Source organism: Klebsiella pasteurii, assembly GCF_018139045.1.
GTDB classification, from domain to species: Bacteria; Pseudomonadota; Gammaproteobacteria; order Enterobacterales; family Enterobacteriaceae; genus Klebsiella; species Klebsiella grimontii.
The window spans coordinates 2,420,998-2,434,423 of record NZ_CP073236.1 but is presented as its reverse complement, the minus strand read 5'-3'; the positions used below and the strand labels follow the sequence as shown (position 1 = coordinate 2,434,423).

13 protein-coding genes are annotated in these 13,426 nt (G+C 56.7%); 7 read left to right on the top strand and 6 right to left on the bottom strand.

Annotated elements, in window-relative coordinates:
* Together bcp and KCG39_RS11360 are read right to left on the bottom strand one after the other, a co-directional pair.
* The gene (gene bcp, locus KCG39_RS11365; protein ID WP_004104423.1) at window positions 1-471 is read right to left on the bottom strand and encodes a thioredoxin-dependent thiol peroxidase; all 471 of its coding nucleotides are present in this window, start codon (window positions 469-471) and stop codon (window positions 1-3) included.
* A gap of 3 nt (window positions 472-474) precedes the next feature.
* Window positions 475-1,044, bottom strand: a complete 570-nt coding sequence (locus KCG39_RS11360) for a glycine cleavage system transcriptional repressor (RefSeq protein WP_004123480.1) — start codon at window positions 1,042-1,044, stop codon at window positions 475-477.
* 153 nt (window positions 1,045-1,197) lie between these two features.
* Between KCG39_RS11360 and dapA the strand changes: the two genes are divergently transcribed.
* The 6 genes from dapA to ypfH all read left to right on the top strand — a co-directional run bounded on the left by dapA (window position 1,198) and on the right by ypfH (window position 7,728).
* Window positions 1,198-2,076, top strand: coding sequence for a 4-hydroxy-tetrahydrodipicolinate synthase (gene dapA, locus KCG39_RS11355; protein ID WP_004123477.1), 879 nt, complete (start codon window positions 1,198-1,200; stop codon window positions 2,074-2,076).
* Between the two features lie 16 nt (window positions 2,077-2,092).
* On the top strand, window positions 2,093-3,127 hold the full coding sequence (bamC, locus tag KCG39_RS11350; RefSeq protein ID WP_004123476.1) for an outer membrane protein assembly factor BamC: 1,035 nt from the start codon (window positions 2,093-2,095) through the stop codon (window positions 3,125-3,127).
* 108 nt (window positions 3,128-3,235) lie between these two features.
* Complete coding sequence (gene purC, locus KCG39_RS11345) at window positions 3,236-3,949, top strand: phosphoribosylaminoimidazolesuccinocarboxamide synthase (RefSeq protein ID WP_004104417.1); 714 nt, start codon at window positions 3,236-3,238, stop codon at window positions 3,947-3,949.
* A gap of 120 nt (window positions 3,950-4,069) precedes the next feature.
* The gene (ypfJ, locus tag KCG39_RS11340) at window positions 4,070-4,939 is read left to right on the top strand and encodes a KPN_02809 family neutral zinc metallopeptidase (protein ID WP_004123474.1); all 870 of its coding nucleotides are present in this window, start codon (window positions 4,070-4,072) and stop codon (window positions 4,937-4,939) included.
* A 12-nt stretch (window positions 4,940-4,951) separates the two neighbouring features.
* Window positions 4,952-6,952 carry a tRNA(Met) cytidine acetyltransferase TmcA gene (locus KCG39_RS11335; protein WP_142468024.1) on the top strand — a complete coding sequence of 667 codons (2,001 nt, stop codon included), beginning with the start codon at window positions 4,952-4,954 and terminating at the stop codon, window positions 6,950-6,952.
* Window positions 6,953-7,029: 77 nt separating this feature from the next.
* Window positions 7,030-7,728, top strand: coding sequence for an esterase (gene ypfH, locus KCG39_RS11330; RefSeq protein WP_004123469.1), 699 nt, complete (start codon window positions 7,030-7,032; stop codon window positions 7,726-7,728).
* A 220-nt stretch (window positions 7,729-7,948) separates the two neighbouring features.
* Here ypfH and KCG39_RS11325 read toward each other — a convergent pair whose 3' ends face one another.
* The 3 genes from KCG39_RS11325 to KCG39_RS11315 are packed head-to-tail and all read right to left on the bottom strand — an operon-like array spanning window position 7,949 to window position 9,664.
* Window positions 7,949-8,152 carry a YpfN family protein gene (locus tag KCG39_RS11325; protein ID WP_004123464.1) on the bottom strand — a complete coding sequence of 68 codons (204 nt, stop codon included), beginning with the start codon at window positions 8,150-8,152 and terminating at the stop codon, window positions 7,949-7,951.
* A gap of 27 nt (window positions 8,153-8,179) precedes the next feature.
* Window positions 8,180-9,307: a succinyl-diaminopimelate desuccinylase gene (gene dapE, locus KCG39_RS11320; RefSeq protein WP_049115203.1), complete on the bottom strand. Its 1,128-nt coding sequence runs from the start codon at window positions 9,305-9,307 to the stop codon at window positions 8,180-8,182.
* Between the two features lie 3 nt (window positions 9,308-9,310).
* Complete coding sequence (locus KCG39_RS11315; RefSeq protein WP_004123458.1) at window positions 9,311-9,664, bottom strand: ArsC family reductase; 354 nt, start codon at window positions 9,662-9,664, stop codon at window positions 9,311-9,313.
* 385 nt (window positions 9,665-10,049) lie between these two features.
* Here KCG39_RS11315 and ypfM point away from each other — a divergent pair, with 385 nt between their 5' ends.
* Window positions 10,050-10,109 (top strand): protein YpfM, encoded by a 60-nt coding sequence (gene ypfM / locus KCG39_RS11310; RefSeq protein WP_100181659.1) that lies wholly within the window; start codon window positions 10,050-10,052, stop codon window positions 10,107-10,109.
* 137 nt (window positions 10,110-10,246) lie between these two features.
* Here ypfM and acrD read toward each other — a convergent pair whose 3' ends face one another.
* Window positions 10,247-13,360 carry a multidrug efflux RND transporter permease AcrD gene (gene acrD, locus KCG39_RS11305; protein ID WP_049115205.1) on the bottom strand — a complete coding sequence of 1,038 codons (3,114 nt, stop codon included), beginning with the start codon at window positions 13,358-13,360 and terminating at the stop codon, window positions 10,247-10,249.
* Between the last annotated feature and the right edge of the window lie 66 nt (window positions 13,361-13,426).

Below are 13,426 nucleotides of genomic sequence, written 5' to 3'. Positions count from 1 at the left end.
TCAGGCGTTTTCTTTCAGCCAGTTCAGCACCACGTCGTGGTGATTGCTGGTTTTGAAATCATCAAACACATGTTCGATTTTGCCGTTGGCGTCGATGAGGAAGCTAATACGATGGATACCGTCGTAGGTTTTCCCCATAAAGGTTTTTTCACCCCAGATACCAAACTGCTCGCATACCTGATGATCTTCATCAGACAGGAGAGTGAAGTTCAGCAGCTCTTTTTCGGCGAAACGGGAGAGTTTTTCTGGTTTATCCGTACTGATACCCAGTACTTCAACGCCTGCTTTTTTCAGGTCGTCCATATTATCGCGTAAACCGCACGCCTGTACGGTGCAGCCCGGGGTCATGGCTTTCGGATAAAAATAAACCAGAACACGCTGTCCCTGGAAGTCGGTCAAATTTACTTCCTCGCCGTCCTGGTCCGGTAAGCTAAATTTCGGTGCAATATCACCGGCTTTCAGTGGGTTCATCACTCAAACTCCATCCTGTTCATCATGCTGTGAATAATTAACAATGTTAATACTGCCTTGTGCATTCAGTTCTGTACATAGGGCTTTGAACGCTTGTTCGATATTTGATGCATTTTGCGTAGTCGGGCTGTGTGCGGTGATCTGGATAAAAAGCTGCGCTGACTCGTCGTTCGCACCGGGCTGAGTGCGGGAAACCAGCTCGGCAATGTTCATTTTCCACGTATCGCACAGCGCCGTAAATCGCTCAATGATATGCGGTGAATCCGGCACCTCAACCTGAACCCAGACGGTGTTCTGCATCGCCTGAGGCGGCCTCGCGGTTGTACGCTTCATCACGATAAGCAGATCCAGCTCGGCGCCTTTCAGCGGCAGAGTTGACTCAATCAGGTTAATTGCATTCCACGAGCCGGAAAGCAGCATGATAAACGTAAACTCATCGCCAAGCATGGCCAGCCGACTGTCTTCAATATTACAGCCGCAGCTGCTGACGTGACGAGTGATCGTATTCACGATGCCTGGGCGGTCAGCACCCAACGCGGTAATAACCAGATAGTGTTGTAATGAGGCTGTCAAACCTGTTCTTCCTTTAAAAAGGTGAGGTAACGTTAGGAAAGCATAAAAAAAACCGGCATACAACATCCCTGATGGCATCGGGTCTCTTGCTTTTATTGCGACTCCAAACGTAACATTGAGAATCTTGTCCCACTTATGCTCTGAGGATGGCCCATGTTTACGGGAAGTATTGTAGCGCTTGTCACGCCGATGGATGAAAACGGCAACGTCTGCCGGTCAAGCCTGAAAAAACTGATTGATTATCATGTCGCCAGCGGAACCTCGGCGATTGTTTCGGTAGGAACTACCGGAGAGTCCGCAACATTGAGCCATGAAGAGCATGGTGATGTGGTCATGCAGACGCTGGAACTGGCCGACGGGCGTATTCCGGTTATTGCCGGCACCGGTGCAAATGCAACCGCAGAGGCGATTAGCCTGACCAAACGATTCAACGATAGCGGCGTGGTTGGCTGCCTGACGGTAACGCCGTATTACAACCGCCCGACCCAGGAAGGGCTGTTCCAACACTTTAAAGCTATCGCAGAGCATACTGACCTGCCGCAAATCCTGTATAATGTGCCGTCCCGTACCGGTTGCGATATGCTGCCTGACACCGTTGGCCGTCTGGCGGAAATTAAAAATATTATCGGTATTAAGGAAGCGACGGGGAACTTAAGCCGCGTTCATCAGATCAAAGAGCTGGTTTCAGATGACTTTATTCTGCTGAGCGGCGATGACGCGACCGGAATGGACTTTATGCAGCTTGGCGGTCATGGCGTGATTTCCGTAACGACAAACGTTGCGGCGCGTGAAATGGCCGAGATGTGCCGACTGGCGCTAGCAGGTCAATTTGCCGAAGCTCGTGCGATTAACCAGCGTCTGATGCCATTGCATACCAAATTATTTGTCGAACCCAACCCTATCCCGGTCAAATGGGCCTGTAAGGCGTTGGGTCTTGTGGCGACCGATACGTTACGCCTGCCGATGACCCCGATTACCGAAAACGGTACTAAGGTCGTTACCGCAGCGCTGAAGCATGCCGGTTTGCTGTAAAGTTTAGGGAGATTTGATGGCTTACTCAGTACAGAAGTCGCGCCTGGCGAAGGTTGCGGGTGTTTCGCTGGTTCTACTCCTCGCGGCCTGTAGTTCTGACTCGCGCTATAAGCGTCAGGTGAGCGGCGACGAGGCCTATTTGCAGGCAACGCCGCTTAGTGAACTTCACGCGCCAGCAGGGATGATCCTGCCGGTTCAGGTGGGTGATTATAATATTCCGGTTGCAACCAGCACCGGTAACACAGGCAAAGCCCTGGACATTCGTCCGCCAGCCCAGCCTCTGGCGCTGGTCAGCGGCGCGCGTACGCAGTTCAGCGGCGATACCGCGACGCTGATGGTGGAAAACGGTCGCAGCGGTTCGCTGTGGGCGCAGGTGGCAAGCATCGTGCAGTCGAAAAACTACACTATCGCTAAACGCGACGATGCTAGCCAGACGCTGAATACCGACTGGGTCGAGTGGAATCGCCTCGATGAAGATCAGCAGTACCGTGGTCGCTATCAAATCTCAGTTAAGCAGCAAGGCTATCAGCAGGCGGTGATCGTGAAGCTGGTGAATCTGGAGCAGGCGGGTAAACCTGTTGCCGATCCGGCTTCGCTGCAGCGCTACAGTACCGCCATGCTGAACGTCATTTCCGAAGGTCTGGATCTGAACGCCACTAGCGCGCAGAACGCGGCGCAGAAAAACGCCGGGGCGACCTTCGACGTGCAGAGCGGCGCTGATGATACCGGCCTGCCGATGCTGATCGTTCGCGCGCCGTTTAACCTGGTGTGGCAACGCCTGCCGGGCGCGCTGGAAAAAGTGGGTATGAAGGTCACCGATAGCTCTCGTTCTCAGGGTAGCTTCTCAGTCACCTATAAACCGCTTTCCGACAGCGGCTGGACCGATCTGGGCGCTCGCGACCCGCAGCTGGTATCCGGCGATTATAAACTGCAGGTCGGGGACCTCGATAACCGCAGCAGCCTGCAGTTCATCGACCCGAAAGGCCATACGCTGACGCAGTCGCAAAATGATGCCCTGGTTGCCGTATTCCAGGCCGCATTAAGTAAGTAATTAACAGGGCTGGAGCAATCCGGCCCTTTTTAATGTATAGTGACGCAAACGTGTGCGTCGGCAGAAAAGCACAAATTTTTATCGTTAATCATCACTGGAGTGACAAAGATGCAAAAGCAAGCTGAGTTGTATCGTGGTAAAGCGAAGACGGTATACAGCACCGAAAACCCGGATCTGTTGATACTCGAATTCCGTAACGATACGTCAGCAGGGGACGGCGCTCGCATTGAGCAGTTCGATCGTAAAGGCATGGTGAACAACAAGTTTAACCATTTCATTATGAGCAAGCTGGCGGAAGCGGGTATCCCGACCCAGATGGAAGCGCTGTTGTCCGATACCGAGTGTCTGGTTAAAAAGCTGGATATGGTGCCGGTGGAGTGCGTGGTGCGCAACCGCGCCGCCGGGTCGCTGGTGAAACGCTTAGGCATTGAAGAAGGCATTGAGCTGAACCCGCCGCTGTTCGATCTGTTCCTGAAGAACGACGCCATGCACGATCCGATGGTCAATGAATCTTATTGCGAAACCTTTGGTTGGGTGAGCAAAGAGAACCTGGCGCGGATGCAGGAGCTGACCTACAAAGCTAACGATGTGCTGAAAAAGCTATTTGACGACGCGGGTCTGATCCTCGTGGACTTCAAACTGGAGTTCGGTCTGTTCAAAGGCGAAGTGGTGCTGGGAGATGAATTCTCTCCGGACGGCAGCCGTCTGTGGGATAAAAAAACCATGGATAAAATGGATAAAGACCGCTTCCGCCAGAGCCTCGGCGGCCTGATTGAAGCCTACGAAGAAGTCGCTCATCGCCTGGGCGTGAAACTCGACTAATCCCCCGACGCCAGAAGAAGTTTTCTTCTTCTGGCGCTCTTCTTGCTGTTTCCTGTGGTAATCCTCCGCTGAACCGCCTACGATCTTATTCATTGGTTAATATGATGAATTGAGGTGCTTATGCGCTGGCAAGGACGTCGCGAAAGCGACAATGTGGAAGATCGTCGTGGTCAATCTGGTTCACCGATGGGCGGCGGAGGCGGTTTTCGTCTCCCCAGCGGCAAAGGCGGCATCGTGCTGCTGATTATTGTCCTGGTGGCGGGCTATTACGGCGTAGATTTAACCGGCATGCTGACCGGCGAACCGGTATCACAACAGCAAACCACCACTCAACGCTCCATCAGCCCGCAGGATGAAGAGGCCGCGAAATTCACGAAGGTGATTCTGGCGGACACGGAAGATACCTGGGGCGCGATTTTTAAAGATATGGGCCGCCAGTACGCGCAGCCGAAGCTGGTGATGTATCGCGGCGCGACGCGGACCGCCTGCGGCACCGGCCAATCGGTGATGGGGCCTTTTTACTGCCCTGCGGACAGCACGGTGTATATCGACCTGTCATTCTACGATGAGATGAGAAACAAGCTTGGCGCCGGCGGCGATTTCGCGCAGGGCTACGTTATTGCCCACGAGGTTGGCCATCACGTACAAAAGCTGTTGGGTATTGAACCGAAAGTGCGCCAGCTGCAGCAAAATGCTTCGCAGGCGGAAGCGAATCGTCTGTCGGTAAAAATGGAGCTACAGGCGGACTGCTTTGCCGGCGTTTGGGGCTACAACATGCAGAAGCAAGATTACATGGAGACCGGCGATCTGCAGGAAGCGCTGAACGCCGCAGAGGCGATTGGCGACGATCGCTTGCAGCAGCAGAGCCAGGGGCGCGTCGTGCCGGACAGTTTTACCCACGGAACGTCCCAGCAGCGTTATACCTGGTTTAAACGCGGCTTCGATAGCGGCGACCCGGCGCAGTGCAACACCTTCGGCAACGCGCTGTAATGCTTTTTTGTCATGGATGAACTGCGTCACCTGACGGCGCAGATGGCGCGCGAAGGCATTCGTCGTCTGCTGGTTCTCAGCGGCGACGATGCCTGGACCCTGCGCCAGGCGCAAACAGTACGTACCGCGCTGTCCGGAGACGGGCTGTGGGTTGGTCCGCGTCCGATGCCCGAGCCGTACGTCTCGTCTACCGCCCTGAAATCGCTGCTGGGCCGCGAATTCCAGCACGCCTTTTTCGATGCCCGCGAGGGTTTTGACGTCGCGGCGTTTGCCGCGTTAGCCGGTACGCTGCGCGCCGGGAGCTGGCTGGTATTGCTCGTGCCCGACTTCGTGCAATGGCCGGCTCGTCCTGATGCGGATTCCCTGCGCTGGAGCGACGCTCCCGACCCCATCTCTACGCCGAATTTTGTTTATCGTTTTTGCCAACAGATTAGTGCGAATAACGCGTCCATTCTCTGGCGGCAGGGCGAGGAATGCATGGTGCCGGCATTTGCCGCGCGACCGCGATGGCGTCCCGCCGATGGTCATCCGCAGGCGGAGCAGGCCGCCGTGCTTGCCGAACTGGCCCGTTTCCCTCCCGGCATTGCGGCGCTAACCGCCGAGCGCGGGCGAGGAAAGTCCGCGCTCGCGGGAATGCTTATTCGCCATCTGGGGGGAGATGCCATCGTCACGGCGCCGGCGCGGGGAGCGACGGAGGTCATGGCGGCTTTCGCTGGCGAAAACTTGCGCTTTATGGCCCCCGACGCATTGCTGGCTTCCGGTTGTAGCGCCGGATGGCTGATTGTCGATGAGGCAGCGGCCATCCCCGGGCCGCTGTTGCGCCAGCTTGTCTCCCGCTTCCCGAAGACGCTATTGACCACCACCGTGCAGGGGTACGAAGGGACCGGGCGCGGCTTTTTGCTTAAGTTTTGCGCCAGCTTTGCGCACTTACGGCAGTTTAGCCTGACGGCGCCCATTCGTTGGGCGAGCGGCTGTCCGCTGGAGGCGGCGATCGCGCAGCTGCTGCTGTTTAGCGATGAGACCTTTCAGCACGCGCCAGGCGGCGATATCGCCCTGGAAAGCGTCAGCCAGGAGAGCTGGCGGCGACAGCCAGCGTTACCGGAAGCGATGTATCAACTGCTTTCCGGGGCCCACTATCGCACGTCGCCGCTTGACCTCCGGCGCATGATGGATGCGCCGGGGCAGCATTTTACCTGCGCCCGCAGCGGCAACCGCATCGCCGGGGCGCTGTGGTTGGTCGAAGAGGGCGGTCTGGAGCCATCCCTTAGCCAGGCGGTGTGGGCCGGCTACCGCCGTCCGCGCGGCAATCTGGTGGCGCAGTCGCTGGCGGCGCACGGCGGCAGCCCGCTGGCGGCCACGCTGACAGGGTTGCGCATCAGCCGTATTGCCGTGCATCCGGCTCGCCAACGCGAGGGGGTGGGGCAGCGGCTGGTGGAGCAGGCGACGTCGCAGGCTGAGGACCGGGATTATCTGTCGGTGAGTTTTGGCTACACGCCTGAGCTGTGGCGCTTCTGGCAACGCTGCGGTTTTACGCTGGTGCGATTGGGCACGCATCGGGAAGCCAGCAGCGGCTGTTATACCGCGATGGCGCTCTATCCTCTCAGCGAAGCGGGCCAGCGCCTGGCAAGCGAAGAAGCTCGACGGCTGCAGCGCGATGAGTACTGGCTGCGCGACTGGCGAGATGAGCCTGTGCCGCTGACGGCGCTGAAAGCGACTATTCTTACTGAAGAAGACTGGCTGGAGGTGGCGGGTTTTGCTTTTGCCCATCGTTCGCTACTGACCTCGGCGGGTAGCCTCAATCGCCTGCTTATGCTGGTGGAGCTGCCGCTTCCGGCGCTACGGGGCCGCCTGCAGCAGCAGGATGAGACCGCGCTTTGCCGAACGTTAGATTTATCCGGACGGAAAGCGCTGCTGGCCAGGCTGCGCGAAGAAGCGGCGCAGGCGCTGCTCAGCCTGGATGAAAACCGCGCCAACGACCTGCGCCAGCAGGTTCACATGCTGCAATTTTTTTAACTAACTCCTTCAGTTAAATGGCATGGTCATATTTCGCCTGCGGCGTAAACTTCCTTGCAGACATTAAGGAGACAGCCATGAAACACGATCATTTTATTGTTCAAAGCCCCGCGACACCTGCACAGCAACTGCTGCTGCTGTTTCATGGCGTCGGCGATAACCCGGTGGCAATGGGGCAAATCGGTAGCTGGTTTGCGCCGCTCTTTCCCGAGGCGCTGATCGTCAGCATCGGTGGCGCGGAGCCGTGCGGTCCGCCTCCGGGGCGCCAGTGGTTTTCCGTGCAGGGTGTCAGCGAAGAAAACCGCCAGCAGCGCGTGGATGCGATCATGCCGACCTTCATTGAAACGGTGCGCTACTGGCAGCAGCAGAGCGGCGTCAGCCCGCAGGCGACGGCGCTGATCGGCTTCTCGCAGGGGGCGATTATGTCGCTGGAGAGCATTAAAGCCGAGCCGGGTCTGGCATCGCGGGTGATCGCCTTTAACGGCCGATATGCGACGCTGCCGGAGACGGCGACGACCGCGACCACCGTTCACCTGATCCACGGCGGCGAAGATCGGGTTATCGATCTGGCGTGGGCGGTAGCGGGGCAGGAAGCGCTACAGCAGGCCGGCGGTGACGTGACGCTGGATATTGTTGAGGATTTGGGGCACGCGATTGACGATCGTAGTATGCAGTTTGCCCTCGATCATCTGCGCTTTACCGTACCGAAGCACTATTTCGACGAGGCCCTCAGCGGCAGCACACCGAAAGATAGCGATATTATTGAGCTGCTGTGAATAATAAACCCGGAGGCGGCGCGATGCGCCTGTCCGGGCAACCGGACCTGCAAACGAGCTGGAAACCGGTAGCCCGGGCAAGGCGCGTTAAGCGCCGCCCCCGGGAAAAGAGCGCAGAGTGGGATATTTTCCCGGAGCCGATACTGCGCATCTGTCCGGGTTACTTGACCCGCGTCGTACAAGCCGGGCGATTTCTTTGCTGCAATCTCAAATAAAATGCTTACTTCTTCTTCGACGGGTCGTTCTTCGGCCAGTCGTCGTCATCGTCCCACTTGTCGTTGAAGTCGCGATGCGGCGGCAGATCCGGCTTATTGTTGAGAAATTTTTTGTGGTCAACGCGGGTAAGATCTTTAATCACGTTGATCATTACGCCCACCAAAAATACCAACACCAGAACCCACCAGTATTTCGTTAGCCAATCCATGCGCTTACCTCTTCTCTATTGATGCCATCAGGCGACCAGCTGTTCCATGATGCGTTGGTACATCCGCGCCAGCAGCTGGAGGTCGGCGGCATTCACACACTCGTTTATTTTATGAATGGTGGCGTTCACTGGCCCCAGTTCAACCACCTGCGCGCCCATACGCGCGATGAAGCGCCCGTCGGAGGTGCCGCCGTTGGTCAGCAGCTGCGGTTTGATTTCATTATAGTGCTCAATGGCGTTAACCACCGCATCAACCAGCTTACCGCGGCTGGTCAGGAACGGCTGGCCCGAGAGCCACCAGTCGACGCTGTAGCGCAGCGAGTATTTCTCGAGCAGGGCCACGACGCGCGCTTTAATCATTTCGTCGGTCAGCTCGGTACTAAAGCGGAAGTTGAACTGGACGAACATATCGCCGGGAATCACGTTGTTGCTGCCGGTCCCGGACTGCACGTTGGCGATTTGCATACTGGTCGGCGGAAAGAATTCGTTGCCCTTATCCCACTCAACATTCACCAGCTCCGCCAGCATCGGCGCGGCGCGGTGAACCGGGTTATCGGCGAGGTGCGGATAGGCCACGTGCCCTTGCACGCCGTGAATGGTCAGGTTGCAGGTCAGCGAGCCGCGACGGCCGTTTTTCACCACATCGCCGACGACTTCGGTGCTCGAGGGTTCACCGACCAGACAGTAGTCCAGCCGCTCGTTGCGCGCCATCAGCGCTTCCACAACCTTAACGGTACCGTTTTTGGCGCTGGCCTCTTCATCCGAGGTGATTAGAAAGGCCAGACGGCCCTTATGGTCCGGATACTGGGCGACAAAGCGTTCGGCGGCAACCACCATCGCCGCAAGCGAGCCTTTCATATCGGCCGCGCCGCGGCCAAACAGCATGCCGTCGCGAATAGTGGGCTCAAAAGGGGGATTAATCCAACGATCGGCGTCGCCCGATGGAACGACATCGGTATGACCGGCGAACGCCAGCGTTTCCCCGCGCCCGCGCCAGGCCCAGAAGTTTTGGGTATCCCCGAAATCCATCGGTTCAACGGTAAAGCCAATCGCACGCAGACGTTCAATCATTAACGCCTGGCATCCCGCATCATCGGGGCTGAGGGAAGGGCGGCGAATAAGCTGCTGAGCCAGCTCAATGACCGGGCAAGACATAGACTACACCTCGTTAAACTGCTGATAACTTGATTCACTGAAACCCAGCAGCATAGGCTGACCGGGCGCGCAGAGCAATGGGCGTTTAATGATTGCCGGCATTTCCAGCATCAGTTTCGCCGCAGCGTCGGCGTTATTGATGCTGGCGCGGACCGTTTCATCCAGCTTGCGCCACGTCGTCCCTCGGGTGTTAAGCAGCGCTTCCCAGCCGAGTTCAGCGATAAAGGTGTCTAATAAACTGCGATCCAGACCGTCGACACGATAATCATGAAAACGATATTCTATTTGATGGGCTTCCAGCCAGCGGCGGGCCTTTTTTATGGTGTCGCAGTTTTTTATCCCGTACATGGTGAGCATGATTAAACCTTTTCCGTTGAATTAAATGATTGGCTAAGATTCTTCCGAATATATAAGCCTTTAATAAATAATACGTGAATTGTTTTAATAAATATCGTTTTTTCCCCTGATATATATCTAGGGTTACACTCTGAACGTTTTTTGCGCGCCGAACGGCGGCTACTGCTAGCGGCAGGGCGGATCCTGGCGCGATAGGCTAATGGACGAATGTTGCTAAATGTTGCTGTTGGTCACATTAAATTGCACGAATTGGGCTCATAGTACTTACGAATGAAAGGGGTATTCAGCAGGGAGGTAATGATAGTCATCAGAGCGATAGCGCAAACCATCTTTAAACCATCAATGAATTTGCATAAAATCACCCATAATAATAAGAGAGGCTATTATGATTGAACATGAACTGGGGAACTGGAAAGACTTTATCGAAGGCATGCTTCGTAAATAGTTTTCCGCAATAAAAGCATGGCGATTTCACAGGCAGAATAATAATGCAGTTGAAGCGACCACATGAAAAAGGCGACCTGTCCGGTCGCCTTTTCTGTTATTTAGCCCCGGCGAAAATATCGTCAGGGCGCGTCCCGATTATTGCGGCCGTTCCTTGAGCGGGAAGCGGCGGCGCACCAGCACGAAGAACAGCGGCACGAAGAAGATAGCCAGCACCGTAGCGGAAATCATACCGCCCATCACCCCGGTGCCGACGGCATGCTGGCTGCCGGAGCCCGCCCCGGTACTGGTGGCCATCGGCAGTACGCCGAAGATAAACGCCAGCGAGGTCATCAGGATCGGCCGCAGACGCTGGCGGCAGGCGGAGAGGGTGGCGGTAAGCAAATCTTCGCCTTTCTGATTCAGCTCATTGGCAAATTCGACAATAAGAATGGCGTTTTTCGCCGACAGACCGATCACCGTCAACAGGCCCACCTGGAAATAGACATCGTTTTCCAGCCCGCGCATCCAGGTCGCCAGCAGTGCGCCGATAACCCCCAGCGGCACCACCAGCATCACCGAGAACGGCACCGACCAGCTTTCGTACAGCGCCGCCAGGCACAGGAACACCACCAGCAGCGAAATGGCGTACAGCGCTGGCGCCTGCGCCCCGGAGAGGCGTTCCTGATAAGACATCGCCGTCCATTCGAGACCAAAGCCGTTCGGCAACTGCTGGGCCAGCTCTTCCATAATCGTCATGGCGGTACCGGTACTGACGCCCGGCGCGGCTTCACCGACGATTTCTACCGCCGAGTAGCCGTTATAGCGCTCCAGACGCGGCGAACCGGTCTCCCAGCGTGAGGTGGCGAAGGCGGAGAAGGGCACCATCGTGCCGCTGCTGTTGCGTACGTACCACAGATTGATATCGTCCGGCAGCATGCGATACGGCGCCGCCGCCTGAACGTAGACCTTCTTCACGCGGCCGCGATCCATAAAATCGTTGACGTAGCTTGACCCCCACGCGGTCTGCAGCGTGTCGTTGATATCGTCAATAGAGACGCCCAGCGCCTGCGCTTTACGCTGATCGATATCCACCTGCAGCTGCGGGCTATCGTCGAGGCCGTTGTGGCGCACGCGGGTGAGCTGGTTATTTTTAGCGGCCAGCTCCAGCAGGGTATCGCGGGCGGCCATCAGCGCTTCGTGCCCGTTGCCCGCGTGATCTTCCAGTTCCATATCGAAACCGGCGGAGCTGCCCAGACCGCTGATGGCAGGCGGGCTGCTGGCAAAAACGCGGGCTTCTTTAATTTTATTAAACGCTTTGGTTGCACGCTCGATGATGGCGAAAGAGGAGCCGGTGGTGGGATCGCGTTGGTCCCAGTCCTTCAGGCGTACGAACATACGCGCCACGTTCTGGCCGTTGCCGCCGGGGCCGGAACCGATGGTCGCAAACACCGATTCAACGTTTTGTTTCTCATTTTTCAGGAAGTAGTCTTCCGCCTGCTGCACCACCTTCAGGGTTTGCTGCTGGGTTGAACCGCTTGGTAGCTGCACCGAGGTGGTAAACATGCCGCGGTCTTCCAGCGGCAGGAACGACGTAGGCAGATGCAGGAACAAAAAGACCATTCCGCCCAGCAGCAGGACGTAGATCATTATCCAGCGCAGCGAGCGATGAAGAATTTTGCCGACCGCGGTTTCGTAGCGGCTGGCGTTACGGTTAAAGGTGCGGTTAAACCAGCCGAAGAAGCCCCGTTGTCCGTGGGTTTCGCCTTTGTGAACCGGTTTTAACAGCGTGGCGCACAGCGCTGGCGTCAGGATCATCGCCACCAGAACCGACAGCACCATCGCCGAGACAATGGTAATAGAGAACTGACGATAGATCGCGCCGGTAGTGCCGCCGAAGAAGGCCATCGGCACAAATACCGCCGATAGCACCATGGCGATACCGACCAGCGCGCCCTGGATCTGGCCCATTGATTTTCGCGTCGCTTCACGCGGCGAGAGGCCCTCCTCACTCATGATACGCTCGACGTTCTCCACCACCACGATGGCATCGTCCACCAGCAGGCCTATCGCCAGCACTACTGCGAACATGGTTAAAGTGTTAATGCTGTAGCCGCAGGCGTAGAGGACGGCAAAGGTCCCCATCAGCACTACCGGAACGGCGATCGTGGGAATCAGCGTGGCGCGAAAATTTTGCAGGAACAGATACATCACGAGGAACACCAGCGCGATGGCCTCAAGCAGCGTTTTCACCACGTCGGTAATCGACGCCTTCACGAATGAGGTGGTTTCGTAAGCGACTTTATATTCCAGGCCGTGCGGGAAGTACTGGGAGAGTTCGTTCAGGCGGTCGATCACGCGTTCGGCGGTCGCCATTTCGTTCGCGCCGGACGCCAGTTTTATCCCCAGTCCGGATGCCGCCTGGCGGTTGTAGCGGCTGAGGTAATCGTATTTTTCCGCCCCCATCTCGACGGTGGCGACATCGCCAAGGGTGACCTCCGAACCGTCCTGATTAACCCGCAGGGTAATATCACGGAACTGTTCCGGCGTTTGTAACAGCGATTGTGAATTAATCGTCGCGTTGAGTGCCTGTTTATCCACCGACGGCGTGCCGCCCAGCTGGCCGACGGCGATCTGCGCGTTTTGCGAAGAGATGGCATCAGTGACGTCTTTTGCCGTCATCTGAAAGCTGTTGAGTTTGGCCGGATCGAGCCAGATGCGCATCGAATACTGCGAACCATAGGCGTCAATATCGCCTACGCCGTTGACCCGGCTGAGCGGGTCCTGAATATTACTGGCAACGTAATCGGCTATATCCTGTTTATCCATACTGCCGTCGGTAGAGACGAAGGCGATCGTCAGGATATTGGTATCCCCGGTTTTACGCACCGTTACGCCCTGGTTCTGGACGGCCTGCGGCAGTTTACGCATCGCCGATTGCAGCTGATTCTGCACCTGCTGGACGGCTTCATCCGGATCGGTCCCGGCGGTAAAGCTCAGCGTCACGGTGGCCTGCCCGGTGCCGCTGCTCTGGGATGACATATACATCAGGTTGTCGAGGCCGGTCATATTCTGCTCGATAACCTGAGTGACCGTATTTTCCAGCGTCTGTGCCGAAGCGCCGGGATAGTTCGCTGTGATCCGCACGTTGGGTGGGGCAAGTTCGGGATATTGCTCAACGGGAAGCGACAAAATTGCGAGGGTACCGGTCAGGCATAAAAGGATTGCCAGAACCCACGCAAAAATGGGGCGATCGATAAAAAAATTCGCCATCAGAATTAGGACCTCATTTTGCACATTTTTTTGTTATTGCACAGCCTGTGACACTCTAGCGGCAAG

Bases quoted from the DNA above. Each gene is read 5' to 3' on its own strand.
- bcp (WP_004104423.1), bottom strand. From the start codon at position 471: ATGAACCCACTGAAAGCCGGTGATATTGCACCGAAATTTAGCTTACCG.
- dapA (WP_004123477.1), top strand. From the start codon at position 1,198: ATGTTTACGGGAAGTATTGTAGCGCTTGTCACGCCGATGGATGAAAAC.
- bamC (WP_004123476.1), top strand. From the start codon at position 2,093: ATGGCTTACTCAGTACAGAAGTCGCGCCTGGCGAAGGTTGCGGGTGTT.
- purC (WP_004104417.1), top strand. From the start codon at position 3,236: ATGCAAAAGCAAGCTGAGTTGTATCGTGGTAAAGCGAAGACGGTATAC.
- ypfJ (WP_004123474.1), top strand. From the start codon at position 4,070: ATGCGCTGGCAAGGACGTCGCGAAAGCGACAATGTGGAAGATCGTCGT.
- KCG39_RS11335 (WP_142468024.1), top strand. From the start codon at position 4,952: ATGGATGAACTGCGTCACCTGACGGCGCAGATGGCGCGCGAAGGCATT.
- ypfH (WP_004123469.1), top strand. From the start codon at position 7,030: ATGAAACACGATCATTTTATTGTTCAAAGCCCCGCGACACCTGCACAG.
- KCG39_RS11325 (WP_004123464.1), bottom strand. From the start codon at position 8,152: ATGGATTGGCTAACGAAATACTGGTGGGTTCTGGTGTTGGTATTTTTG.
- dapE (WP_049115203.1), bottom strand. From the start codon at position 9,307: ATGTCTTGCCCGGTCATTGAGCTGGCTCAGCAGCTTATTCGCCGCCCT.
- KCG39_RS11315 (WP_004123458.1), bottom strand. From the start codon at position 9,664: ATGCTCACCATGTACGGGATAAAAAACTGCGACACCATAAAAAAGGCC.
- acrD (WP_049115205.1), bottom strand. From the start codon at position 13,360: ATGGCGAATTTTTTTATCGATCGCCCCATTTTTGCGTGGGTTCTGGCA.